Consider the following 23053-nt stretch of genomic DNA (forward strand, 5'->3'; position numbering starts at 1 on the left):
AAACTAACAGTGATCTTGATAAACCTATTATAAATTTCCGTGAAATTTCGTAACTTTTTAAAAATGGATAGAATTTATTATAAAGTTCGTCTAACAGTAAAATTCTTTTAATAATGAGTTGCTCAGAAGTGATTTGTTCTTTATGAAGTGTATGTTACTGAGTATAAGAACCAGAGTTAATATAAAAAGGTGGAGTCATGTGACCCACCTTAAATAAAAGCTTCTATTGTTTATTCTTCGAAAACTCCAAAACCCGGATTGAAGTCTGCGCCTGAGCCATACCCATAACCTTGACCAAAGCCTGCTCCAGGTCCGTATCCTGTTCCTGGTCCAAAGCCTGCTCCTGGACCGTACCCTGTTCCTGGACCAAAGCCTGTTCCCGGTCCGTACCCTGCTCCTGGACCAAAGCCTGTTCCCGGTCCGTACCCTGCTCCTGGACCAAAGCCTGTTCCAGGTCCGTACCCTGGACCATACCCTATTCCTGGTCCATACTGTGGCCCAAACCCTGGGACGCCATCTGTTATGCCATCAAAAGCTTCACCTAAGAAAGATCCAATTGCACCTCCAGCAAGCGGTGCAATAAATCCACCTCCAAAACGTGGATCAAGTTGTTGGTTTCGTCTATATTTATGCATAATTCCCCTCCTCAGCTAGTTCCCTGATAATATATGATTAAAAAGTTCATAATGTTCAGTCGTTTATAATATAGGGTGTTCGCCTATATAAAAAACAATCAGTTATATTCATTAGGCTGTGTTAAAGGTGATGTTATTTTTTTGTATGATTTTGATTGTAGCGGAATGCACGAGACTCCAGTGGGAAATAGTGGCGGTCGTGAGACCTTTCCAAATCACTATGTGCTAATTTATCTTTGGGATATAAAAAGGTTATTCTTAAATTCCCCAGTAATTGAGCAAGACATATAGTTTAAAATTTTTCTAATAAAGTAAAATAAAAACAGACTATTAATTCATAGCCTGATTTTTGTATTATCTATTTAGAGCAAATACTATTGAGTCATTGAGTAAATCAAATTCAGTTAATTGCACTTTATATGAATGACCAGCAATTTTAATATCCTGAAAGACTATCTGTATTTGCTTTTCGTCAGGTTGTACAATAACCCACTCAGGAAGTCTATAGTAATCATTCATATAAGTAAATACAGTTGTAACAGGAAGCTTGAATTTGCCTAATCGCACAGATTTATATGATAGTAATAATGTCCCATTTTCATCTATTTTAGGGGTGAAAGCCAAAGTAAATGGAATATGTGTATCCAGAACTGGGACTATACCAGCAATTTCGATGGACGAGCTATTAAATATTACTCTATATTTAATAGGATTATCCTTCATTTTGTCTGTAATATATTCATTAATCACATTTTCTGCACTTGTTGTGCTTGTATCTACAAAAAGCTGCACATTATCAAGGTTAGTTTCCAGCTCTACTTGAGTTGTATTGTATGGTTCTTCGGGTGATGACTCACTAAGAAGCAAATAACATACACCTACAAGCACAGTTATATTTAAAGTTACAATTATCCAAAACGCGATTTTCCACTTATTCATATAGAGCTGTCTCCGTATCTACCGGCTTATCCTGAATATTTTTGTATACTCGTTCAGCAATTAATTTATAGCCCTCAGTATTGGGGTGAAATAAATCTTTGTATAGCAACGCTTCATCTGAAAATATATCGGAAATTGGAATGAATTTTGTGTTTGAAAAATTTAGCACGGTCTGTTTACTCGCATCATTCCATTTGCTTATAATAGTGTCAACATCATTTGAGCGAATCCAACTAGCGAAAGGGTTGTATACTCCTATAAATATAATTTGTGCATCTGCGTTAATTTGTCGAATTGAAGTGAATATCTCATGCAATCGATAATTAAAAGCAACTTGTTCTTTTGAAAACATATCAACAGATAATTGCAGAAAATGTCCTGTTGCAATTTTAATTAAATCGTTTCCACCAACAGTCATTACAATGATATCACTCATTTTCAAAGTTTCTTGAACATCAGTGGACTTCAATTCCTGTAAAACATCATAAGATGTATAACCTCGAATCCCAAGGTTATGAATGGATACAGATGAAATGAGCTGTTCCTGTATTAATTCATCAGCTAAATCACCAAGGTAACCAAACCTTTTTCTTTCATCACCTAAACCTTCTGTTAATGAATCACCTATTCCTGTCAATACAATATCTTTGGCAAAAAACTCTTCATCTACTTGGGCTTTAATACTCGGTTGTGATATTCTTTTCGAAGTTTCAAAAGCTAAAAATACCGAAGAATTACTCAAATTAATTGGTACACATGCCGTTATAATACCTGTAGTTATTAAAACAACTACTAGGATGAATAGTCTTCTCAAGCTATCACCTACCTTATGAGCCTTTTCTTCTATATTATTCTCTAACCAATATTTTTGCGTGTTCAATAATCGTTTCAACAGGTATATCGTTTAAACCGCTGTAATATTGAGCAATTGTTCCTGTCTTATCAATTAGATAAAAATCAGTACCATGAATTACAAGATCACTGTCAGCGGGTTTACTTACTAACGCTTTAAAGCTCTTTAAGGCGAATTGTTCAATATGTTTTTGCGTGTATCCAGTTAAGAAATACCATGAAGATTGGTCTGCTTTGTATGTTTCAGCATAATTTGCTAATACTTGTGGTGTATCAAATTCAGGGTCAACAGTAAAAGAAACAATTTTCACATCTAAATTTTCCTCTTTAAGTCGATCCTGTACCTTTTTCATATTTCTTGTCATTGGTGGACAAACATCAATGCAGTTTGTAAATACGAAATCTGCAATCCACACTTCTCCTTTTAACTGCTCTAATGTCACAGTGTTTTCATTCTGGTCGGTATATGAAAAACTTTCTACAGCCCAATTTTTACGATTTGGTATATCTTTTGCTCCACAAGCTACTAAAATTAACACAAATGAGAGTAATAGTATGAAGGATTTAATTAGTTTCGTCATCTTGTTCACCTAGATTCTTCAGATATATTTAGATTAATTATAACAAATATTTGCTTTCAAAAAAAAATAAAATAATATTTAGCTAGTTAGTCAGTGTAGAACATAAAACCAATTGCACCAGCACCTGTATGCGTTGCTATTATCGGAGTTGTTTCTATAATAACAATATTTACATCGAGATATTCTAGAATTCTACTTTTTATTTTATTAGCTAAATGCAACGCATCTGCATGTGCAATTCCAATCTCCTTTACCTGTTTCGTCTTAACATAAGACAATACTTGGTTAGTGTAATATTGAATGATTTTATTATGGCTTCGTGCTTTTGCGACGGGTGTATACACCCCATCAGTTAATGTTGCTATAGGTTTTATTTTTAATAACGAACCTATTAAAGCTCGTCCTCTTCCAATTCGCCCACCCTTCACTAAATTTTCAAGAGTTTCAACATTTATATACAAATGACTATTTTGACGAACATTGTGTATGTGTGCAAGAATTTCATCAATAGATTTACCTTGTTTAACATAGTTAGCAGCCTCGATGACTTGATAAGCTAAAGCGCGTGAAATAAACAATGAATCAACTACTTTAATATTTGTATCGGCCATCATGTTTGCAGCCGTTTGTGCGGCTTGTGCTGTACCGCTTAATCCACTCGAAATGTGAATTGAAATTATATCAAATCCATTTCTTCTCCATTTTTCAAATACTTGTCTAAATTGACCCACAGACGGTTGAGAGGTTTTAGGTAACTCTTCTGATAGTCGCATTTTTTCTATAAATTCTTTAGGTGTTATCGTAACTTTATCTATATAAGAATCCTCTCCAATTAATACATTCATAGGTATGACTTCAATATCGTACTTTTCAATTTCCTCTTGAGTTAGGTCACTAGAAGAATCTGTAATAATTTTGATTTTTGTCATATACAACACTCCTCACATCCAAAATGTTTTATGCTTGTACTACTATTGCATTTCTAGTAAGTACATTTACATATATGTTTATTAATAATTATAAATCAATATTATCATGTGAAGAAAGACATGTGAAGAAAGACACAATTTAAGAATCGTTCTATGAATTTATCAACAAGAGAATTTATGAAATATAAAAAAAGGATATATGACCTCATACATCCTTTTTTCAAAAATATAAATATAGGTATTAGTCGTTACGCATTGTTTTTCAACTGTTTTGTCGAATATATTCGCTCATAGTCGCGCCATTTAAGGTTTTTCTTTAAGTATTCTCTGAATGAATACACCTTCTTTGGTTTAGTTTCATAGTTTACTTTAGCTAAAAATGATTGTAAGCGTATGTCAACCATGAATTTGTACGAACTTCTCTCATCAAACACTGGAATCTCGATTACTTTTACCTTCTGTCCATTTTCACATTTGAACTCTAGGCTTTTGAATAGCAAAGTATCAATCCTCTTTTTCGCCCGTTTGATTATATTATAGCATGAAACTCACCGTGATTTGTGTTGAATTGTGTAACGTTTACAAAAAAAATTTAATCTTAACATATACGTGGTAACATCATCCCTGATAGGCGATGTAGCCTTCTAGTAGTTCCCAGTGGCGTTTGTAATAAAAGCTGCCCTCTATCATTCGATTGAACTTTTCCAATTGCAACAGCTTCTTCACCTTCACTATGTTGCTTTAAATATGAAAGGACTTTTTCTTCCTCTTCACTTGAACAAATGATAATAACTTTTCCTTCATTAGCAAGATATAAAGGATCAAATCCTAATATATCACATGCACCATGAACTGTGTCGCGAATTGGTATGCGTTCCTCTTCTAATTGAATGGTAACATTAAAGTCCTCACAAATTTCAACAAGAGTTGTTGCGAGACCTCCTCTAGTTGGATCACGCATAATTCGTAACTCCTGACAATTATCCATAATTTTATTAATCATGTTACTTAAGGACGCGCAGTCACTTTTGACCGTGGATTGTATTCCTAACTCCCCACGTGCGGTCAAAATTGCAATACCATGATCACCGATGGGACCACTAACGATGACTACATCATCTTTTTTTATCTTTAGTGGATTTAATTGCCCTGGAGGTTGGATAACACCTAACCCAGTTGTATTTATAAACACACCATCTGCACTTCCCCGCTCAACAACTTTTGTATCACCCGCAACAATCTTAATCCCAACTTTTCCCGCTTCCTCAGCCATTGATTTAACAATCGTTTTTAGGTCCGAGACAAGAAATCCTTCTTCAATGATAAAGGCGGTTGACATAAATATAGGCTTTGCACCAGCAACTGCAAGATCATTGACGGTTCCAGCTACAGCTAGCTTTCCTATGTTACCTCCCGGGAAAAATATTGGTTTCACTACAAAGCTATCTGTAGTAAAAGCAATGTTTTGAACAGGCAACTCTAGTAGAGCACTATCCATTGTCGCTTCAGCTTTATTTCCAAATTGACTCACGAAAATGTCTAGAATAAGCTTATGAGCAAGGTCTCCACCATCACCATGTGCTAAACTAATGCGTTGTTCTTTCATTCCTATGCCTCCCTCATATAATGATAATGAGCTGAACAGCTTCCTTCAGACGAAACCATACATGGTCCAATAGGATTAGCAGGTGTACATGCTTTACCGAATAAAGGACAATCCTCTGGTCCAACAAGACCTCTAATAATTTCACCACATCGGCATTTTGTTTTCCTTGGCTCTGCAACCTCTATAGAAAACCTGTTTTTAGCGTTTAAGTGAGCATATTTTTCACGAATATCCATACCACTGTTATTGATCAACCCAATGCCCCGCCATGCCTCATCACTAGGCTCAAAAAATTCTTCTATAATTGCTTGGGTATGTTTATTTCCAGTTGGAGTGACCACTCTCTTATAATTATTTATAATACCAGCTTCATCATTTAGAGCTAGCTCTGTCAACTTATATATGCCACTTAATAGCTCAATGGGTTCGAACCCACTTATAACTCCGGGTACATGATACTCTTCCGTTAAATATCGATACCCTTCTTCTCCCAATACAATTGATACATGACCCGGTAAAATAAAACCATCAACACGCGCTTCACCAGAATCTAATAAATAACGAAGTATTGGTTCAACGAGTTTAGTAGTAACCCACATTGAGAAGTTTTTCAATTGTCGATTGTGTGCTTCTTGAAGAGCGACAGCTAAAATTGGAATAGTTGTTTCAAAACCGATGCCTAAGAAAATAACTTCTTTAGTTGGATTTTCTTCAGCAATTTTAACAGCATCAGTTGGAGAATATACTATGCGAATATCTTTACCTTCTGTTCTAGCTTGAAGTAATGTTCCATTTGATCCTGGTACGCGTATCATATCACCAAACGTACACAAAATTCTATTATCCGTATTGGCTAACTCTAACATTGCGTCTATTGATTTTTGATCAGTTACACATACTGGACAGCCTGGCCCTGAAATTAAATCTACTTTACCTTGCATGATTTTCTTGACGCCAGTCCTTGCGAATGCCATTGTATGTGAGCCGCAGACCTCCATATAGGCAGGGCGTCTTCCGAATTTGTCATGAAATGCATCCGCTATATCATGAACTTTTGTAACAAGCTGTTTGCCTAGCTTAGCATCATGAAATTGATTAAGAATCTCTAGCATCTACGAGTTTCCTCCATTCCTCAAGACTAACAAGGGCATACTCTTCATCTACAATAGACATCGCTTGACCAGCGTGGACAATAACATAGTCACCAATTTCTGCTTCTGGTACAAATATAATACCAACAGTCATAGTTGAGCCCATGACATCAACAACTGCCGAATACTCATGCTTTTCTAATACTTTTGCTGGAACACCTACACACATGCATCTTTCCTCCTTTGATTAGCAGCAATAATCAACTGTCCTAATGATAAACCCCCATCATTACATGGCACTTTTTGATGTTCAAAAACTTTATATCCAAGTTTAGTTAATTCATATTTTAGTCGCTTTGTTAAATAGTTGTTATGAAAACTGCCTCCTGAAAGTACGACGTTGTTACAATCAGCTACCTTCTTGTACATTTGTTTCAAAACTTCTACTATTGCAACAACAATTGTCTCATGAAAATCACCAGCGATTTCTGCGCAGTTACGTCCTTTTAAGGAGTCGTGCACTATGTGCTTTAAAGCATTTGCAAAATTTATTACGAGACTTTGCTCTTCTGTCTCAATTTCAAAAGGATAGGCTGAATATACCCTAGAGTCATCAACTATTTCTGCAAGTCTAATTGCAGGCTCACCATCGTACGTTGCCTTCTCACATAATTGTAATATAGCACTAATAGCATCAAATAATCTTCCGCATGTCCCCGCATAAGGTGTTTGTAATTTCTTATCAATCATATTTTTCAACACTTGTATTTGTTGCTTTTTAGTTGGAAAAACAGATTCTGCCAGAGAAGCGCCATCAGGAAGCAAACTAATTAACATTCCAACAGCATTTCGCCAAGGCTCTTTAATTGCTTGCTCACCGCTAGGTAAAGGTGTGTATTTTAGATGTGCTAAGCGCGTATATTCAGATGCATCTCCTAATAATACTTCAAATCCCCAAATACACCCATCATCGCCATATCCTGTTCCATCAAGGATAATGCCATAGCTCTTATCTTTTAGATTATTGTCTTCCATACAAGATACCATATGGGCATGATGATGTTGCACTGAGATAGTAGGTAAATTAAGTTCTCTAGCAATATACCATGTCTCATAATGTGGGTGGCTATCCACGACAGCGAGTGTAGGCATAATCCCCATCCAAGTTTTTAAATGCTCATATTCTTGGAGAAAATGGTCGACAACCTCTACGTTAGAAAGTTCACCTATGTGAGGACCGATGAAAATTTGTTCATGTCTTCCAAATGCAAATGTATTTTTTTGTTGAGATCCTAATGCTACAATTCGATGAACATCAGAAGAGGTTATTATTGGATCTGGTACATATCCCCTTGCTCTTCGAAAAAAGTGAGGGTTTTCTTCTTGTATTTGAACAACACTATCATCAACTGGATGTAAAATCGGACGGTCATGCGTTAATATATAATCAGCAATATTAGCCAAATATCTTAATGCCTCCGCATCCTTATATAAAATGGGTAAACCTGATGGATTAGCACTTGTCATGACTAGATACTGTATACCACTATTATGAAATAACAGATGATGTAGTGGAGTATATGGTAGCATTACTCCTAATGTTGACATATGAGGTGCAATCGAATCGGCTAGTAGTGATGGATTTTCTTTTTTCATAACAACAATGGGACTTTCTGGACTCTTTAAAATTTTATTCTCTTTCTCAGTTAATACAACAATCTCCTTAACTGCTTTTATATGTTTAGCCATAATTGCTAAAGGGCGATTCGGTCTATTTTTTCTTTGACGTAAAAGTTGTACCGCCTGTTCATTTGTTGCATCACAAGCAAGATGATAGCCACCTAATCCTTTAATAGCTACAACGGCTCCTTCTTTTAGCTTTTCTATAACGTTCTGTAATACGTCACCTTCTTCAATAACTGTTTCGGTATTTACATTAAGCAGCTTAAGTGTAGGTCCACAGGTAGAACAAGCAATAGGTTGAGCATGATGACGTCTATCATATGGATTTTCATATTCATTTCGACAATTATCACATAATTCAAAGGCTGCCATAGAAGTATAGGGCCTATCATATGGTAACTCTGAAATAATAGTGTATCTCGGTCCACATTGCGTGCAATTTATAAAAGGATACATGTAACGATTGTCAGTTGGATCAAACATCTCTGATAAACACTCATCACATACAGCGGAGTCAATAGGAATAACTAATGAAGACGCACCTGATCTTTCACTATCAATTATATTAAAAGAATTATAGCCAAATAAATCCGTTTCAAAGTATGAGATATTATCTATTCTTGATAACCTCGGCGATTTATTTTTAATAGACTGAATAAAGGTTAGCATGTTATTGCTTTCTGCCTCAGCGTGAATGTTAACCCCATCCATATTGTTTTGAACAGTGCCTACAATATTAAATTCATGTGCGATTTGGAATATAAAAGGACGGAATCCTACCCCTTGAACCCGTCCTTTTATAATTATCTTTCTTGCGATACGCATGCTTTATAAGCACCTTCTATCCATGAAAACCATTCATCTAATCCTTCCTTACTTCTTGCTGATACTTTAATTAACTTTGAGTCTGCATTAATACCTTTTAAATCTTCAATTGCCATGTTTACATCAAAATCAAGATAAGGTAATAAGTCAATTTTATTTAATAGTACAAGCTCCGTTCTCATAAACATCGTTGGATATTTTGATATTTTATCATTACCTTCCGGAACGCTAAGAACTGCAACCTTATGTGACTGACCTAAATCATAGCCAGATGGACAAACAAGATTACCGACATTTTCAATAAACAAAATATCTGTTTCATCAAAATCAAACTCAGGTAATACCGCTGCCACCATACGTGCATCTAAATGACAGCCACCGTGGGTATTTATTTGAATAGCATGTGCGCCTAAAGCACGAATTCGGTCTGCATCCTTTTGTGTAGCAAGGTCCCCTTCAATAACACCTATTCTGTATTTACCAGCTAAGGCTATTAACGTTTCTTCTAGTAACGTAGTTTTACCAGCACCTGGTGAACTCATTACATTCACAACTAATGTTTTGGTTTTTTCAAATAGCTCTCTATTATAAGAGGCAGCACGATTATTATTCGTTAAGACATCTGTTTGCAATGTTACTTTCATTTTCAAGAACTCCCTTCATATGCTCTAACTTGAAATGTTTCGCCTTGTAGTAAACGTCCACTTGGTATTTTACAAGTTGGGCATTCTGTAAGTTTGTGTGTCGGTACATATTCTAAACCGCATATAGTACAAGCTGCTAATGCTTTTTCCCGACATATTATTAATTCGGCAGACTCTGTTAATCTTGTAATCTTTTGTGCTTTAAAAATATCAAAAGCCATTTGTAATGCATCTGGTAATGCATTGCTTAAATCGCCAACTATCAGCTCGACAGTTTGTATTTCTTTTACTCCTCTATTTTCAGAATCTTCCTCTATCAGGTTTAATATGTCTCCCATTAATGCAATTTCGTGCATAATTATCATCCTTATGTTATAAAAAATGAAAAAAGAACAGGTTCAAACTCCCTTTTATTCCAGGGCATATCTGAACCAGCAACTAAATATTATAATGCAATAAACCACTTTTCATTGTTCATTTGTACATTCAAATCTAAAATAGGTAGGTTACCGTCATATGTTAAAAATGAATAATACCTATCACAAGTAAAACACCGTATGCATGATTCTGCAGATGATATGTGTAGTAGATTACCACATTCAGAGCAACACCCATGAATAGCTTGTAAAGAATTGTCTTTCTTATATAAAATAGTCGGTTGTTTTCCAACTAACCTAAGTTCATATTCCAAAGTTGTTAAGTCAATCTGCTTTAAAGGATACCAATTGCGGCCACTTGCTACTTCAAGTGCTCTATCAATTTTTTTGATCTCATCATTAATAAATGGGGCACCGATGGCTATGAGTGAATCTGTAAATCCTTTTCTCATTTCGGAGAAAAACTGAAGACGATTCACCTTTAAGACCTCCATTCATTTACTTGGTTCATAACCTTTTCAACCAATCCCGGCAATTGTTCTTTTCCTATTTCTGACAGTTCCACACCTAATTCTAAAGAGGCAGGCTGCATTCCAAACATTATGATGTGTTTTGGATATCTTTCTCTTAATTTAGCTGCTGATAACACTTCCATAAAACCTATCTGGTGTATAGACATTTTCACTCCAAAATAAGTCGGTATTTGATCGCCGCGAAGCTCTATCAATTCACCAGGTTTTTTTCCTGCATTTATAGCATCAATAATAATTAAATACTCAGCATCTTCTACAGGACCTAATAATCGCATGGAATCCGTCTGACCATCAATTACTTCAATATTTTCATATGTTGTAACTAAATCTTCTAAATACGGTAATGCATGAACCCCGATACCTTCATCTTGATAAAGAGTGTTACCTATACCAATTATAGTAATAACGGGTTTATTTTTTCTTTGTAATTTCGTCATAATTGTCACCAACTGATTCCTTAGGTTCTGTTTTGTATCCTGTGATAATGGATGACATTGTTCCGTTTCGTTGCAAGTAATCTTCACGCCAAGCCATATATATATGAATAATCATGAAAATCATAAAGCCCCAGGCAACTAAATGGTGCCACGAGCGAATTGTAAAACTATCTCCACCAAATAAATATGGCACCCAAATAAAGAGCTTTCCTAACCAAGATTCTAATTGTGGTTCAAATAGTAAATAATAGCCCGTAAACATAATAATTAAAGACCCTATTCCTATAAATATCCAATAGCTTAGTTGCGCTAATGGATTATGTCCGACGTAATGGGGTTTTTCATTTTTCAAAAACAAATAAAATTTTAATGTTTCCCACGTTTCTTTCCAGAACCCTTTTTTTAAAGGATTACTAGTGGCATATTGATTACCTACTGCCACCCAATACCAACGGACTAATAGGTTTAAAGTGAACAAAAAGGCTGTAAAGAAATGAATATACCTTGCCCATCCCATAACGAATGAATAATAAGCTTCTTCTTGGATGGTAGATCCAAAAAATGGATTAGCGATATAAATGCCTGTTAGCATAAGAATTACAATACATGCTGCATTTATCCAATGAAATACACGAACTGGTAGTTCCCAAACGTATACCTTAACGACTTCTTCTGTTACATGATGGACTTTCGGCAAACGATGCTTGTTCGTTATGACCTCGATTCTACTTTTATGATGCGGCTGTGGATTTGGGGTTGACATAAATTTCCCCTCCTTATAAAAATAAGCATAAAAATTATTAAGCTTTATCGCTTATTAACGGTCAAAAAATTTTCCAGTTCTTTGATTAGCCGATTCTTATATCTGTTAGTTTGTTGTTTTCTAAATCTGTTAAGTGAACAGCACAAGCTAAACAAGGATCAAATGAGTGAATAATACGTAAAATTTCTAATGGTTGTTCCGGATCAATCATTTTTGTGCCAATCAACGCTGCTTCGTATGCTCCAATTTGGTTTTTATGATCACGTGGTGATGCATTCCAAGTAGTTGGAACAACTGCTTGATAGTTTTTTGTTTTACCATTCTCTATTTCTATCCAATGTCCAAGTGAGCCACGAGGAGCTTCCATCCAGCCAACACCTTTAGCTTGTTTGGGCCAACTCTCTGGCTCCCACATTGTTCTATCAAAGGTTACACTATTGCCGTTCTTAATGTTATCAAGTAATGTATTCATGTCATCTCGCATCCATTGCGATACTAATACTGATTCTAATCCACGAGCAACTGTACGTCCAAGAGCAGATTTTAATGCTGTAATTGGTAAATCTAATTTCTTAAGTGTATCATCAACGAGATCTTTATATTCGGTTCTACCTAATGAGTAACCAACAAGCAAGCGAGCAAGTGGTCCCGTTTCCATTGGATGTTCTTTCCACCTTGGTGATTTAAGCCAACTATATTTATCCGCTGTGTCAAGGTGGTTATAAGGTGCTTTTGGTCCTGTGTATTTTAAGGTCGTTTCCCCTTCCCATGGGTGTTTTCCAACACCACCTGGAGCCCCTTCATACGTATACCACGAATAATCAACAAACTCTTGAACTTGTGAAGGATCTTTTGGATCAACTTCTAAAACCTCGTTAAAATTGCCATTTAAAATAACGCCTCGTGGGAATCTATATGACTTAGGATCATAAATATTGTTTGTTGCGAAATCACCGTAAACTAGATAGTTATCTAATCCACCACCATACGTCCAATCTTTATAAAACGAACCTATTGCCATTAAATCAGGAATATAAACCTGATTTACAAATTCCATAGCTTCATTGATTAATTGAGATACATGCATTAATCGTTCTGCGTGTATGCCATTATCACTGTTTATGTCCAGCGGAGTAGCCATTCCTCCCACAACGTAGTGAGGATGAGGATTTTTACCTCCGAAAATCGTTTGAATTTTTACAATCTCTTTTTGCCAATCTAACGCTTCAAGATAATGTGCAACAGCTAAGAGATTAACTTCAGGAGGAAGTTTATAGGCTTTATGTCCCCAATAACCATTTGCAAAAATACCTAATTGCCCGCTTTCCACTACTTTTTTTACTTTATTTTGGACATCTTTAAAATATCCAGGCGATGATTTTGGCCAATCAGATATTGATTGTGCCATTTTACTAGTTTCCATTGGATCAGCACTTAATGCACTTACAACATCTACCCAATCAAGTGCGTGTAAATGGTAAAAATGAACAACATGATCGTGAATAAATAAGGCAGCATTCATAATTTCACGAATTAAGTGCGCGTTTTTAGGGATTTTTATTCCTAGAGCATCCTCCACTGAGCGAATTGATGCAAGTGCATGCACGGATGTACACACACCACAAATACGTTGCACAAATGCCCAAACATCACGAGGATCACGGTCTTTAACAATTAACTCAATACCACGCACAGCAGTGCCAGAGCTAAATGCATCTTTAATCGTACCATTACTATCAACTTCTGCTTCTACACGAAGATGGCCTTCTATCCTAGTTATTGGGTCTACAACTATACGTTCTGCCATATAATCACCTCATTAATCTTCTTTGTTATCTTTAATCTTCTTTGTTATCTTTGTTATTTTTAACAACAGTAGCCGTCGCATGGACCGCTATACCTGCAACAGTCGCAGCTGCTGCGGCCACACCAACTGTTTCTGGGTTTATTGTTGTTTGTGTTCCAGGTATTTTCGATCTTTTCACGAAGAAAGGACCATTATCCCAGAAACCATCTTCAGTGCAACCAATACATGGATTACCCGACTGAATGGGATAACTAACGCCTCCATTCCAACGCATTTCAGCACATGAACTGTATGTTGTGGGACCTTTACAGCCCAGTTTGTATAAGCAATATCCTTGTTTACTCCCTTCATCATCGAAATTCTCTGCGAATAAACCTGCATCAAAGTACGCACGACGATTACATTTATCATGTATACGATGGCGGTAGAATGCTTTAGGCCTTCCTAAATGGTCTAATTCTGGTATGACACCGAAAGTAATGAGATGAGCAATAACCCCTGTCATAACTTCTGCTATGGGAGGGCATCCAGGTACTGCTATTATTGGTACATTTCCTACAAAATCTTTAACAGGCTTTGCACCGGTTGGGTTAGGCTTTGCTGCCGGAATCCCTCCCCAAGTAGAACAACTTCCGTATGTGATAACAGCTTTTGCATTTTTAACGGTTTCTTTTAAAATATCTATACTAGATTTCCCACCGATAGTTAAATATTCAGCGTGTGCAGGTAAACTCCCCTCAACAGCAACAATATATTCACCAGGATAATTATTAATAGTATGCAGTCTCGCCTCTTCTACTTGATGACCTGATGCAGCAGAAAGCACCTCTGTGTACTCAAGCGAGATCATATCTAGTAATACACTTTCTGTTTTTGGATGTGATGAACGTATGAAAGATTCAGAACATCCTGTACAATCTTGAAATTGTAGCCAAATAACAGGAACGCGAATATTCGTTTCCATTGCACGGACAACATTGTTAGTTTGGCTAAAATCAAGACCCATTGTGGCTGCAAGTGCTGTACACATTTTCAAAAAGTCACGACGAGAAACACCACGTTCTAGTGCCGTTTCCAATATTGTTTTCCTCATGTTACTTCTCTCCCTCGTCATCAAATTAAGTTTGTGAATTTTTTAACAAGGATGTTACTTTTCCGATTCAAGAAAAATTATGTTATCGCTTTCAAAATACCACATTATAAGCTCATAATCTAAATTTTTAAAAATGTTTCACAAAACTGTCTTATTAAGAAATTCACAAACTTTTTTGTGATATTGTATACCGTATAGGGTTATGCAAATTATGTAATATTTTTCTAAATTTTTCAGTGACATTTCTCACTCATACTTCTAGCTTACAACACCTGAAAAACAAAACACTCTTGGATATGATATCCAAGAGTGGTCTATTTCACATTTAATTCATTATTCTTTCACTTTTTTCTTTGTATCTTCGATTTCTTCCATCACATCGTTTGTTAAATCTTTTGTGGAATTTTTAAATTCACGAAGTGTTTGACCGAATGCACGACCAATCTCGGGTAATTTCTTTGGTCCGAAGATAACAAGTGCGATTAATAAAATTAATATTAAACCTGGAACCCCTATGTTAGATAACATAACCATCCTCCTTTTTTGCTGCAAACTACTGTAAAGACATTTATATTACTAATTCCATTATAGTATTTTTTAGCTGACTTTTGTAATAGTAAATTTAAATTTCAATAGTTTGACACATAAATGTACCTTTTTTCTCTATTTTCTTATTAGACAAATTTATATTAATAAAGAGAAAAGCATATTATCTTTATTAACTTCTGTAAAGGGAAACCCTTTTTTCTCCATTCTAGTTAACAATGGTGCATAATCACCTTTCTTTTTCAATTCAATACCAACTAAGGCAGGGCCATTTTCCTTATTATTTTTTTTGGTGTATTCAAACCTTGTTATATCATCATCTGGACCTAATACTTCATCTAGAAACTCGCGTAATGCGCCAGCACGCTGAGGAAAGTTGACGATAAAGTAATATTGTAATCCTTCATATAACATCGATCTTTCTTTAATTTCCTGCATTCGACCAATATCATTATTACCCCCGCTAACGATACAAACCACATTTTTACCACGTATCTTTTCACGATAAAAATCTAATGCAGCGATTGACAAAGCACCCGCCGGCTCAGCAACTATCGCATTCTCATTGTAAAGATCTAGAATCGTAGTACACACTTTCCCTTCTGGTACTAGCACAATATCATCAACATATCTTTTGCAAATCTCGTACGTATTATATCCAACTCTTTTTACTGCTGCTCCATCAACAAATTTATTAATCGAATCTAACGCTATTACTTCACCTTTTTCAATCGATTGTTTCATAGAAGGTGCACCCATTGGCTCAACACCGATCACATTAGTCGTTGGTGATACACTTTTCACATATGTACTCACTCCCGACAATAAACCACCCCCACCAACAGCAGAAAATAAATAGTCAATCTGATTATCGCTATCATGTAAAATCTCTAGAGCTACCGTACCCTGACCAGCAATTACGTAAGGGTCATCAAAAGGATGAATAAACGCTCGCTCCTCCTCATTAGCGCAAGTAATAGCTTGTTCAAATGAATCATCAAAAGTGTCACCTACAAGGATAATTTCAATATAATTCCGGCCAAACATCTCGACTTGTGTTACTTTTTGCCGAGGCGTAGTTGTTGGCATAAAGATCTTTCCGTTTATTCCTAGAAATCTGCATGAGAACGCTACTCCTTGGGCATGGTTTCCTGCACTAGCACAAACAATACCGTTAGTTTTTTCCTCTTCGGATAAACTCTTAATACGATTATATGCTCCTCGCAACTTAAAAGAGCGTACCACTTGGAGGTCCTCTCTTTTTAAGAACACATTGCAATTGTATCTTTCAGATAAAATATCATTCTTCTGAAGAGGTGTATGAAGCACAACATCTTTAAGTTGTTGACTTGCAACCATAATATCTTCGAGTTGAATGCCATTGTAATTAGTTTTCGCGTCAATCATCATAAACCGTCCTTTCCGCTCATTTATTTTTACTTATAAGTATAATACCGATTATAAGGACCTAAATAAGCAATAATTGGCTAAGTAGGTTTTTTAATCGTTTCTTGTAAGTGAAAACAACAATTATATTTTAAACTCAGTGTTAAACTAAAAGATCCAGATACCGAAAATGTAAGTCTTTTTCTTAATTGTGATATTATAGCACGGTTTAATGATGATTAACATACAATTTTCTAAATTTTTAAACTAATCAATCAAGCTAGCTATCTTTCTCATCTATTATTGATTTATAGCAATGATATCCGCTAATTGATACACCAATGGTACCTGCTCCTGGGAATACATTATCTCCACATAGCCATAATCCCTTTAAGCTAGTTCGATGAGATAAACTGTTAAATAATGAGTTATCTTTCGTTTGTGGGAATCCGCCAACTGCTCCATGAGGACGCTGGGTAAAACGTTCCCAGGCACGTGGTCCACCTGATATGAGCTTTTCCGGTGATGAGGAATCTAAGTCCGAGAAAATCGTTGATAAGGAATGTATCATCATATTTTCTAGTTTTTGTTTTTTTTGTTCATACTGCAGCTTGCCTTGCCAGTCATCAATGTTTGTATGAGTACTAACTGTTAGTGTACGATACCCTTCTGGAGCGCGATACCGATCATCTTTATGTGATATGGATACAAATATGTGATTCCCTTCGGTCATCGCATGATTATCGCTAGCTATTACTTGATAAAATAACGTATCTTTATCCTTAACATGTTCTTCTTTAATAGCAGCATACAATGTGAATGCGCCCCATTGCATATTTTTTGATTTCTTATGATAAGCGTGTGGTAATTTACGAACTAAATCTTCTTCTAATATGGTAATCAGTGAGGTAACCGTAAGATTACAAACTACATGTTGTGCTTCATAAACATTTCCTTTCTGATCGGTGACAATCCAGAGCGAATCTCGCTTACAAATGGCAACTGCTTTTTTCCTTAATAACGTTTGTCCACCGTTTTGTAAAATGCTTTGTTGCAAGCTTTCAGCAACTTTGTATAATCCACCCTCTACGTAAAAAGCACCTACATGGTAAATATCTAACGCTAAGCAGCCCATGATTGCAGAACAATTAGAGCTATTTGTTTGCATAGAATCAATAATTACACCATCAATGAATTTAACAAATGATGGTACTTGGTCAAGATTATGCTTTTTTAATAAATCCTTCATTGTTCTGTTTATATATGAAAGTAATCGAATCGACTTTACAGAGGTTAAACCGATTAAGTTAGTCCATTCCCTTGCGACCATTGGTGGTAATATTGGGAGCTTATCATATAATGCTCGAACCGATGCCCCAACTTTCCATACCTCATAAAAAAAGCTCTTAACTTCTTTTTTATGCTTAGTAAAATGACTTTCCATTTCTTTAATAAAAGCATTCCTGTCACGAAAGTAGTGGATAGTCGGACGGTTACTCTTTATTTTCATAATTGTTTCTAAAGGATATACCTTTGAATGTAACTGTAATTTATTAAGTATTTTATTATGAATGCCACCTTCTTCAAATCCCATCCCTAACGTCGCACCTACAGGAAAAAGATAAGGTTTACGTTCAAATTTACCTGCACAGCCTCCCCATTCATTGGAAGCTTCTAATACGGTAACTTTGAAGCCGTCATTAGCTAGGAGTGCTCCAGCTGTTAAACCACCAATTCCTCCCCCAATCACTAGTACATCTTTTCTCATTTAAATCCCCCCTTTTCTCATCATACATGCCATTTCACAATAATTTCTATTTTTTGTGTGCTTCTTAATGTTGCGACAATATAATAAAAAGGGTACGATTAATAAATACGTTATTTATAATTGATCAACGTATTAAATGAGGTGACTATATGGAATTCTCTTTAAAAGAGGAAATTGCAAATGCTATTACCCATGGTATTGGCGTTTTATTAAGTATACCTGCTTTAATAATCTTAGTTATTTTTGCAAGTAAATATGGATCCACTTGGCACATTGTCAGTTTTTCTATTTTTGGCGCGAGTATGCTTTTATTGTATACTTGTTCAACATTACTCCACAGTTTTCCGCCTGGAAAAGTCAAAAATATCTTCGAGATATTAGATCATTCTGCTATATACTTTCTGATTGCAGGTACTTATACTCCATTCTTATTAATAACAATGCGAGGTGCTCTTGGCTGGTCGTTGTTTGGGGTTGTTTGGGGACTAACTATTGCTGGGGTAATATTTAAAATCTTCTTTGTAAAAAGATTTAAAATACTATCCACTGTTTTATATGTTGTAATGGGCTGGTTAATTATAATTGGGATTAAACCACTTATAGCTGGAATTGGTGTTTCTGGATTTATGTTTTTACTAGTTGGTGGCTTATTGTATACCGTTGGCTCTGTTTTTTATGTTGTACGGAAAATTCCTTTCGGCCACGCTATTTGGCACTTGTTTGTATTAGCCGGAAGCGCAGCTATGTTTTTTGCCATATTGTTCTATGTTTTACCAACACCTGTATAAAAAGATGACTTTAATAACAAAAAGGACCATTCATTTTCTAATTGAATGGTCCTTTTGTTATTGGATAACCTTCTTATTTATTTAAATTTTTTCTAACATAAGTAAGGAAATAATAATCATAAGGATTATTCTCATCTTTTAATCCTTTTTCTTTTGAAATTAGCTTCCACTCATCTTCAGAAATAGGTGGAAAATATGTATCTCCATCAAACACGTCATCAATTAAAGTGATGTAAAGCTTATCAGCATATGAGAAAAACTCTTTGAAAATTTGTGTGCCTCCTATGACAAAAACTTCTTTATTTAAAGTTATTGCATACCTCATAGCTTCTTCAGGTGAATGAAAAACGGTACAACTATCTGCAGCAAATCCTCGGTCAGTTGTAATGATAATGTTCTCTCTTCTAGGCAACGCTTTACCTATTGATTGATACGTTTTACGCCCCATAATAATAGGATGACCTAAAGTTGTATTTTTAAAGTATTTTAAATCTGCTGGTAAATGCCATGGAAGACCATTATTTTTACCAATTAAACGTGTTTTGTCCATTGCGAAAATAAAAGAAATCATTTTTCGAACACCTACCTTTATTGTAAAAACTAGCCCCTTATTCATGAGCTAGTTTTAATTATAGTTTAAACAGCTACTGGCGCTTTAATTGTTGAATGAGGCTCATAATTTTCAATTATTATATCCTCAACATCATAGTCGAAAATAGAAATCTTATCCCCGTTTAAAACAAGATTTGGTAATTGTTTTGGTGTTCTAGATAATTGTGTTTTTACTTGTTCTAAATGATTTAAATAAATATGAGCATCTCCTGCTGTGTGTATAAACTCTCCTACTTCTAAGTTACACTCTTTTGCAATAAGATGTGTTAAAAGAGCATAGGAAGCAATATTAAATGGGCAACCAAGAAATACATCCATCGAACGCTGATACAATTGACAGCTTAGCTTACCATCTAGCACATAAAATTGAAATAAAGTATGACAAGGTGGTAAAGCAGCACGGTTAGGAGTTGTATCTTCTGGACGCCAAGCTGTTACGACTAAGCGACGTGAGTCTGGATTTGTTTTTATTGTACTTATGACATCGTTAATTTGGTCTATCGTTTCACCGTATACCGTCTCCCATGCCCTCCATTGTTTACCGTAAACATTTCCAAGCTCTCCGTATTTATTTGCGAATGTATCATCTGATAAAATACGTGTTTTAAAAGCTTCCATCTCAGTTTTATATAATTCATTAAATTCTAAATCAGTAAGACTGCGATTTCCAAAATTTGTCATATCCGGCCCTCTGTATTCATCGCTTTCTACCCAATTTTTAAAAGCCCATTCATTCCAAATATTGTTATTGTGTTGAAGTAAGTAGCGAATATTCGTGTCACCCCGTAAAAACCACAATAATTCACTTACTATCAAACGAAATGGAATTTTTTTAGTAGTTAACAACGGAAACCCTTGTTGTAAATTAAATCGCATTTGGTAGCCAAACACAGATAATGTACCTGTACCTGTCCGGTCTTCTTTTTTTATCCCGTTTTCAAGAATATGTTGACACAATTGAAAATAAATATTATCAGCATGCTGCAAAGTATTCCACTCCTCACTCTCTACTATCAGACACATTTTTTAATTCTAGCATAAATAGATATGTTTTGTGTGCGTGTTTTTTTAGATATTCATTAGTTTGGGTATTAAAATGATAAAGAGCAAAAGCTTCAGCAAAATATTCTTCAGGATAATTAATTAAATAAGGTTGATTTGGGAATAAAACTGGAGCTTCTTTCTTCCATATTTCTAGAAAGTTTGGTGAGTTATGAATAGAAGAATAAACTTGTTTATCTATGGAATGTGCAAGTTCATGAAGTTCTAGATTAATAGAACTATGCCCATTTCCATAGTCAGATGCCCCAATCTTCGCATAAGCAATCTTCCCACCACCCATGCCTGGAACATAATCCCATGTAACATCATGTCTGCTATAGCCTTCAGGCCTCTTCCCTTTTAGATGATCTAATCCACGTTGCTCTGTTAATTTTCCTGTAAAAAGTGTCAACTTCACACCATTATTCATAGTTTCTTGTAAAATAGAACTATCAATCTTACTTATACGATGTATCATATTATGAGCCTCAAGTTCATCAAATGAATGATACGGTAATAAGATAATCTGTTTCAAATATGGATCGTCTGTTTGTATTGAATTGTATTTAAATAGTGGGATACCAGGAGGTAAAGAAGCTGCACTTGATAGTGGTACCACCACAATAATCATACATATCATAGTGATTAGTCGGTTCAATATATCCCCCCTAAAAAGTAGTAGTTTATCAGTAAGGAGATGTTAAAAGCTTATGATTGAAAGTATTAATGAAACTCACACGATTTATGCCGTTTATATACATATTAATAAGGATATGAAAATAGTAGTTGGAAAATTAGGCGAATGTTTTTTTAAGAAAGGAACGTATATCTATGTTGGCAGCGCAAAGCGTAATATTAAGGCTAGAATTAATCGGCATATTATGCAAGATAAAAAACTACGTTGGCATATTGATTATTTAAGAAAATATGGTTCTATAAATAAAATTGTAACATATGATAGTAGTTTAAGTGAATGTGAGAGATGTATACAAATTTTGGAGAAATATAAAGGAGAACTTCCTATAAAAGGTTTTGGTTCTTCAGACTGCAAATGTAATTCACATTTAATATTTATACCTAATGTGTGAGGCGAAATTGAAAGTGGCTTCAATTCACCACTTTCGCATATAAAATATTTATAATATTCACTAAACTGTCGTATACTAATAGAAAATATTGTATTGGGGGTTATCATAGTGGAAATGTTATTTATTGTTATTAGCTTTATTACTCTAGCTTATATGACTTTTTTATGTATAGTTGAGTAGTATTAGATTAAATCTATTGTTCCATAGTGAAACAAAGAGGTGGGCCGTTTTTGTACTTTAAAACCAAGTAATTCAAATCGATTACTCTTCCAATGATCTTTAAGAACAACTCGGTGTCTCGCGACTCTTTTTGCTTCGATTATATGGTCATGAGTTAAATCATTATAGGATGCAAATGACTTTAGTCCCTCAATTCCAACTGAACCTTCAATCAATGTTTCAAACATCGGATCAAAGTAAACAACGTCATAGCTATTTGAGGGACTATTTTTTAAAAAGTCTAGATTATCGCTGTTAACTACTTCTATTGACCTCATTGACTCCTGAATTACTGGTACTCCATCACTCCACGTTTTAAATCCTTCACGTACAATAAATGCAATAACTGAGTTTTTTTCAATCCCTGTAACAGTGCCTCGCTCTCCTGTTACATATGCTGCGACTATACTATCGCTGCCTAAGCCGAGTGTACAATCTAAAACTGACATATTTCTTTCGATCCTAGCAGCACAAATAAATGAATCATGCCCACCACTTATTAATCTTTTTATTCGAAACATAGCAGAACTAGGATGAAAGAAAAAAGGCTGATCAGAGGTTTTACTATATAATTCAAAGCGTTCTTTACTTACAACAAAAACATCGTCATTATAAAAATCCTGAATTTTCTTCAAGGACTCTTTGTTTCTTGGAACATACTTTACTTTAAAAGCTTCTGCTATGCGGTGGGCATATGCAATGATAGTATCATTAGTGCGTTGTGAAGTCGTGACAATCATACTTTTTCCTCCGTTTAGAAAATAAATCACTTACGCTTGTCTGGACCGTAACATAAGTTCTCACATATTG

At 35.2% G+C, this 23053-nt stretch carries 26 protein-coding genes; 2 read left to right on the plus strand and 24 right to left on the minus strand.

What is annotated here, in order from left to right; genetic code table 11:
• Positions 1 to 230 precede the first annotated feature (230 nt).
• From EJF36_RS21505 to EJF36_RS10630, 20 genes are all read right to left on the minus strand, one after another.
• Complete coding sequence (locus EJF36_RS21505; protein WP_185806878.1) at positions 231 to 635, minus strand: hypothetical protein; 405 nt, start codon at positions 633 to 635, stop codon at positions 231 to 233.
• 354 nt (positions 636 to 989) lie between these two features.
• Positions 990 to 1574, minus strand: coding sequence for a YpmS family protein (locus tag EJF36_RS10540; RefSeq protein ID WP_125906284.1), 585 nt, complete (start codon positions 1572 to 1574; stop codon positions 990 to 992).
• Entirely contained in the window at positions 1567 to 2388 is an 822-nt protein-coding gene (locus EJF36_RS10545; RefSeq protein WP_185806879.1) for a GDSL-type esterase/lipase family protein, read from the minus strand. Before EJF36_RS10545 ends, EJF36_RS10540 begins: the two co-directional genes overlap by 8 nt.
• A 34-nt stretch (positions 2389 to 2422) precedes the next feature.
• Entirely contained in the window at positions 2423 to 3007 is a 585-nt protein-coding gene (locus EJF36_RS10550) for an SCO family protein (RefSeq protein ID WP_125906286.1), read from the minus strand.
• Between the two features lie 86 nt (positions 3008 to 3093).
• Positions 3094 to 3936, minus strand: a complete 843-nt coding sequence (locus tag EJF36_RS10555; protein WP_125906287.1) for a DegV family protein — start codon at positions 3934 to 3936, stop codon at positions 3094 to 3096.
• 248 nt (positions 3937 to 4184) lie between these two features.
• On the minus strand, positions 4185 to 4436 hold the full coding sequence (locus tag EJF36_RS10560; protein ID WP_125906288.1) for a DUF2535 family protein: 252 nt from the start codon (positions 4434 to 4436) through the stop codon (positions 4185 to 4187).
• A 98-nt stretch (positions 4437 to 4534) separates the two neighbouring features.
• Positions 4535 to 5542 carry a hydrogenase expression/formation protein HypE gene (gene hypE, locus EJF36_RS10565; RefSeq protein WP_125906289.1) on the minus strand — a complete coding sequence of 336 codons (1008 nt, stop codon included), beginning with the start codon at positions 5540 to 5542 and terminating at the stop codon, positions 4535 to 4537.
• Positions 5543 to 5544: 2 nt separating this feature from the next.
• On the minus strand, positions 5545 to 6654 hold the full coding sequence (gene hypD / locus EJF36_RS10570; protein WP_125906290.1) for a hydrogenase formation protein HypD: 1110 nt from the start codon (positions 6652 to 6654) through the stop codon (positions 5545 to 5547).
• Complete coding sequence (locus EJF36_RS10575) at positions 6638 to 6862, minus strand: HypC/HybG/HupF family hydrogenase formation chaperone (protein WP_125906291.1); 225 nt, start codon at positions 6860 to 6862, stop codon at positions 6638 to 6640. Before EJF36_RS10575 ends, hypD begins: the two co-directional genes overlap by 17 nt.
• Positions 6853 to 9141 carry a carbamoyltransferase HypF gene (hypF, locus tag EJF36_RS10580; RefSeq protein ID WP_125906292.1) on the minus strand — a complete coding sequence of 763 codons (2289 nt, stop codon included), beginning with the start codon at positions 9139 to 9141 and terminating at the stop codon, positions 6853 to 6855. Before hypF ends, EJF36_RS10575 begins: the two co-directional genes overlap by 10 nt.
• On the minus strand, positions 9120 to 9785 hold the full coding sequence (gene hypB, locus EJF36_RS10585) for a hydrogenase nickel incorporation protein HypB (protein WP_125906293.1): 666 nt from the start codon (positions 9783 to 9785) through the stop codon (positions 9120 to 9122). The genes hypF and hypB overlap by 22 nt, the downstream gene beginning before the upstream one ends.
• Positions 9786 to 9787: 2 nt before the next feature.
• Positions 9788 to 10141, minus strand: a complete 354-nt coding sequence (locus tag EJF36_RS10590; protein WP_125906294.1) for a hydrogenase maturation nickel metallochaperone HypA/HybF — start codon at positions 10139 to 10141, stop codon at positions 9788 to 9790.
• A gap of 89 nt (positions 10142 to 10230) precedes the next feature.
• Positions 10231 to 10641 (minus strand): hypothetical protein, encoded by a 411-nt coding sequence (locus EJF36_RS10595; protein WP_125906295.1) that lies wholly within the window; start codon positions 10639 to 10641, stop codon positions 10231 to 10233.
• Between the two features lie 2 nt (positions 10642 to 10643).
• A complete protein-coding gene (locus EJF36_RS10600) occupies positions 10644 to 11132 on the minus strand; it encodes a HyaD/HybD family hydrogenase maturation endopeptidase (protein ID WP_125906296.1) in 489 nt (162 codons plus the stop codon).
• Complete coding sequence (gene cybH, locus EJF36_RS10605; protein ID WP_125906297.1) at positions 11107 to 11895, minus strand: Ni/Fe-hydrogenase, b-type cytochrome subunit; 789 nt, start codon at positions 11893 to 11895, stop codon at positions 11107 to 11109. Before cybH ends, EJF36_RS10600 begins: the two co-directional genes overlap by 26 nt.
• An 85-nt stretch (positions 11896 to 11980) precedes the next feature.
• A complete protein-coding gene (locus EJF36_RS10610; RefSeq protein ID WP_125906298.1) occupies positions 11981 to 13702 on the minus strand; it encodes a nickel-dependent hydrogenase large subunit in 1722 nt (573 codons plus the stop codon).
• Between the two features lie 31 nt (positions 13703 to 13733).
• On the minus strand, positions 13734 to 14795 hold the full coding sequence (locus EJF36_RS10615; protein ID WP_125906299.1) for a hydrogenase small subunit: 1062 nt from the start codon (positions 14793 to 14795) through the stop codon (positions 13734 to 13736).
• Between the two features lie 333 nt (positions 14796 to 15128).
• Complete coding sequence (locus tag EJF36_RS10620; RefSeq protein WP_125906300.1) at positions 15129 to 15323, minus strand: twin-arginine translocase TatA/TatE family subunit; 195 nt, start codon at positions 15321 to 15323, stop codon at positions 15129 to 15131.
• A 156-nt stretch (positions 15324 to 15479) separates the two neighbouring features.
• Complete coding sequence (ilvA, locus tag EJF36_RS10625; protein WP_125906301.1) at positions 15480 to 16748, minus strand: threonine ammonia-lyase IlvA; 1269 nt, start codon at positions 16746 to 16748, stop codon at positions 15480 to 15482.
• Positions 16749 to 17007: 259 nt separating this feature from the next.
• Positions 17008 to 18495 (minus strand): FAD-dependent oxidoreductase, encoded by a 1488-nt coding sequence (locus tag EJF36_RS10630; protein ID WP_125906302.1) that lies wholly within the window; start codon positions 18493 to 18495, stop codon positions 17008 to 17010.
• Between the two features lie 149 nt (positions 18496 to 18644).
• Here EJF36_RS10630 and trhA point away from each other — a divergent pair, with 149 nt between their 5' ends.
• Positions 18645 to 19283 (plus strand): PAQR family membrane homeostasis protein TrhA, encoded by a 639-nt coding sequence (trhA, locus tag EJF36_RS10635; protein ID WP_125906303.1) that lies wholly within the window; start codon positions 18645 to 18647, stop codon positions 19281 to 19283.
• Between the two features lie 73 nt (positions 19284 to 19356).
• On the opposite strand, the gene EJF36_RS10640 is transcribed toward trhA, so the two are convergent.
• The 3 genes from EJF36_RS10640 to EJF36_RS10650 form a co-directional block, all read right to left on the minus strand.
• A complete protein-coding gene (locus EJF36_RS10640; RefSeq protein WP_125906304.1) occupies positions 19357 to 19854 on the minus strand; it encodes a dihydrofolate reductase in 498 nt (165 codons plus the stop codon).
• Positions 19855 to 19919: 65 nt separating this feature from the next.
• Complete coding sequence (locus EJF36_RS10645; protein ID WP_125906305.1) at positions 19920 to 20882, minus strand: thymidylate synthase; 963 nt, start codon at positions 20880 to 20882, stop codon at positions 19920 to 19922.
• Positions 20883 to 20895: 13 nt separating this feature from the next.
• Positions 20896 to 21594 carry an anthrax toxin lethal factor-related metalloendopeptidase gene (locus EJF36_RS10650; protein WP_125906306.1) on the minus strand — a complete coding sequence of 233 codons (699 nt, stop codon included), beginning with the start codon at positions 21592 to 21594 and terminating at the stop codon, positions 20896 to 20898.
• Between the two features lie 52 nt (positions 21595 to 21646).
• On the opposite strand from EJF36_RS10650, the gene EJF36_RS10655 reads away from it, so the two are divergent.
• The gene (locus EJF36_RS10655; RefSeq protein ID WP_125906307.1) at positions 21647 to 22024 is read left to right on the plus strand and encodes a GIY-YIG nuclease family protein; all 378 of its coding nucleotides are present in this window, start codon (positions 21647 to 21649) and stop codon (positions 22022 to 22024) included.
• Positions 22025 to 22206: 182 nt separating this feature from the next.
• Here EJF36_RS10655 and EJF36_RS10660 read toward each other — a convergent pair whose 3' ends face one another.
• Positions 22207 to 22983, minus strand: a complete 777-nt coding sequence (locus EJF36_RS10660) for a class I SAM-dependent methyltransferase (protein ID WP_125906308.1) — start codon at positions 22981 to 22983, stop codon at positions 22207 to 22209.
• Between the last annotated feature and the right edge of the window lie 70 nt (positions 22984 to 23053).

It is taken from the genome of Bacillus sp. HMF5848 (assembly GCF_003944835.1).
Lineage (GTDB): Bacteria > Bacillota > Bacilli > Bacillales > HMF5848 > HMF5848.

What these genes read in the sequence shown, in the direction of transcription:
- EJF36_RS10575 (WP_125906291.1), bottom strand. Translation starts at nt 6,862, where the DNA reads ATGTGTGTAGGTGTTCCAGCAAAAGTATTAGAAAAGCATGAGTATTCG.
- EJF36_RS10655 (WP_125906307.1), top strand. Translation starts at nt 21,647, where the DNA reads ATGATTGAAAGTATTAATGAAACTCACACGATTTATGCCGTTTATATA.
- EJF36_RS10620 (WP_125906300.1), bottom strand. Translation starts at nt 15,323, where the DNA reads ATGTTATCTAACATAGGGGTTCCAGGTTTAATATTAATTTTATTAATC.
- EJF36_RS10555 (WP_125906287.1), bottom strand. Translation starts at nt 3,936, where the DNA reads ATGACAAAAATCAAAATTATTACAGATTCTTCTAGTGACCTAACTCAA.
- cybH (WP_125906297.1), bottom strand. Translation starts at nt 11,895, where the DNA reads ATGTCAACCCCAAATCCACAGCCGCATCATAAAAGTAGAATCGAGGTC.
- EJF36_RS10615 (WP_125906299.1), bottom strand. Translation starts at nt 14,795, where the DNA reads ATGAGGAAAACAATATTGGAAACGGCACTAGAACGTGGTGTTTCTCGT.
- hypD (WP_125906290.1), bottom strand. Translation starts at nt 6,654, where the DNA reads ATGCTAGAGATTCTTAATCAATTTCATGATGCTAAGCTAGGCAAACAG.
- EJF36_RS10640 (WP_125906304.1), bottom strand. Translation starts at nt 19,854, where the DNA reads ATGATTTCTTTTATTTTCGCAATGGACAAAACACGTTTAATTGGTAAA.
- EJF36_RS10630 (WP_125906302.1), bottom strand. Translation starts at nt 18,495, where the DNA reads ATGAGAAAAGATGTACTAGTGATTGGGGGAGGAATTGGTGGTTTAACA.
- hypE (WP_125906289.1), bottom strand. Translation starts at nt 5,542, where the DNA reads ATGAAAGAACAACGCATTAGTTTAGCACATGGTGATGGTGGAGACCTT.
- EJF36_RS21505 (WP_185806878.1), bottom strand. Translation starts at nt 635, where the DNA reads ATGCATAAATATAGACGAAACCAACAACTTGATCCACGTTTTGGAGGT.
- EJF36_RS10600 (WP_125906296.1), bottom strand. Translation starts at nt 11,132, where the DNA reads ATGACGAAATTACAAAGAAAAAATAAACCCGTTATTACTATAATTGGT.
- ilvA (WP_125906301.1), bottom strand. Translation starts at nt 16,748, where the DNA reads ATGATTGACGCGAAAACTAATTACAATGGCATTCAACTCGAAGATATT.
- trhA (WP_125906303.1), top strand. Translation starts at nt 18,645, where the DNA reads ATGGAATTCTCTTTAAAAGAGGAAATTGCAAATGCTATTACCCATGGT.
- hypF (WP_125906292.1), bottom strand. Translation starts at nt 9,141, where the DNA reads ATGCGTATCGCAAGAAAGATAATTATAAAAGGACGGGTTCAAGGGGTA.
- EJF36_RS10610 (WP_125906298.1), bottom strand. Translation starts at nt 13,702, where the DNA reads ATGGCAGAACGTATAGTTGTAGACCCAATAACTAGGATAGAAGGCCAT.
- EJF36_RS10660 (WP_125906308.1), bottom strand. Translation starts at nt 22,983, where the DNA reads ATGATTGTCACGACTTCACAACGCACTAATGATACTATCATTGCATAT.
- hypB (WP_125906293.1), bottom strand. Translation starts at nt 9,785, where the DNA reads ATGAAAGTAACATTGCAAACAGATGTCTTAACGAATAATAATCGTGCT.
- EJF36_RS10540 (WP_125906284.1), bottom strand. Translation starts at nt 1,574, where the DNA reads ATGAATAAGTGGAAAATCGCGTTTTGGATAATTGTAACTTTAAATATA.
- EJF36_RS10590 (WP_125906294.1), bottom strand. Translation starts at nt 10,141, where the DNA reads ATGCACGAAATTGCATTAATGGGAGACATATTAAACCTGATAGAGGAA.
- EJF36_RS10550 (WP_125906286.1), bottom strand. Translation starts at nt 3,007, where the DNA reads ATGACGAAACTAATTAAATCCTTCATACTATTACTCTCATTTGTGTTA.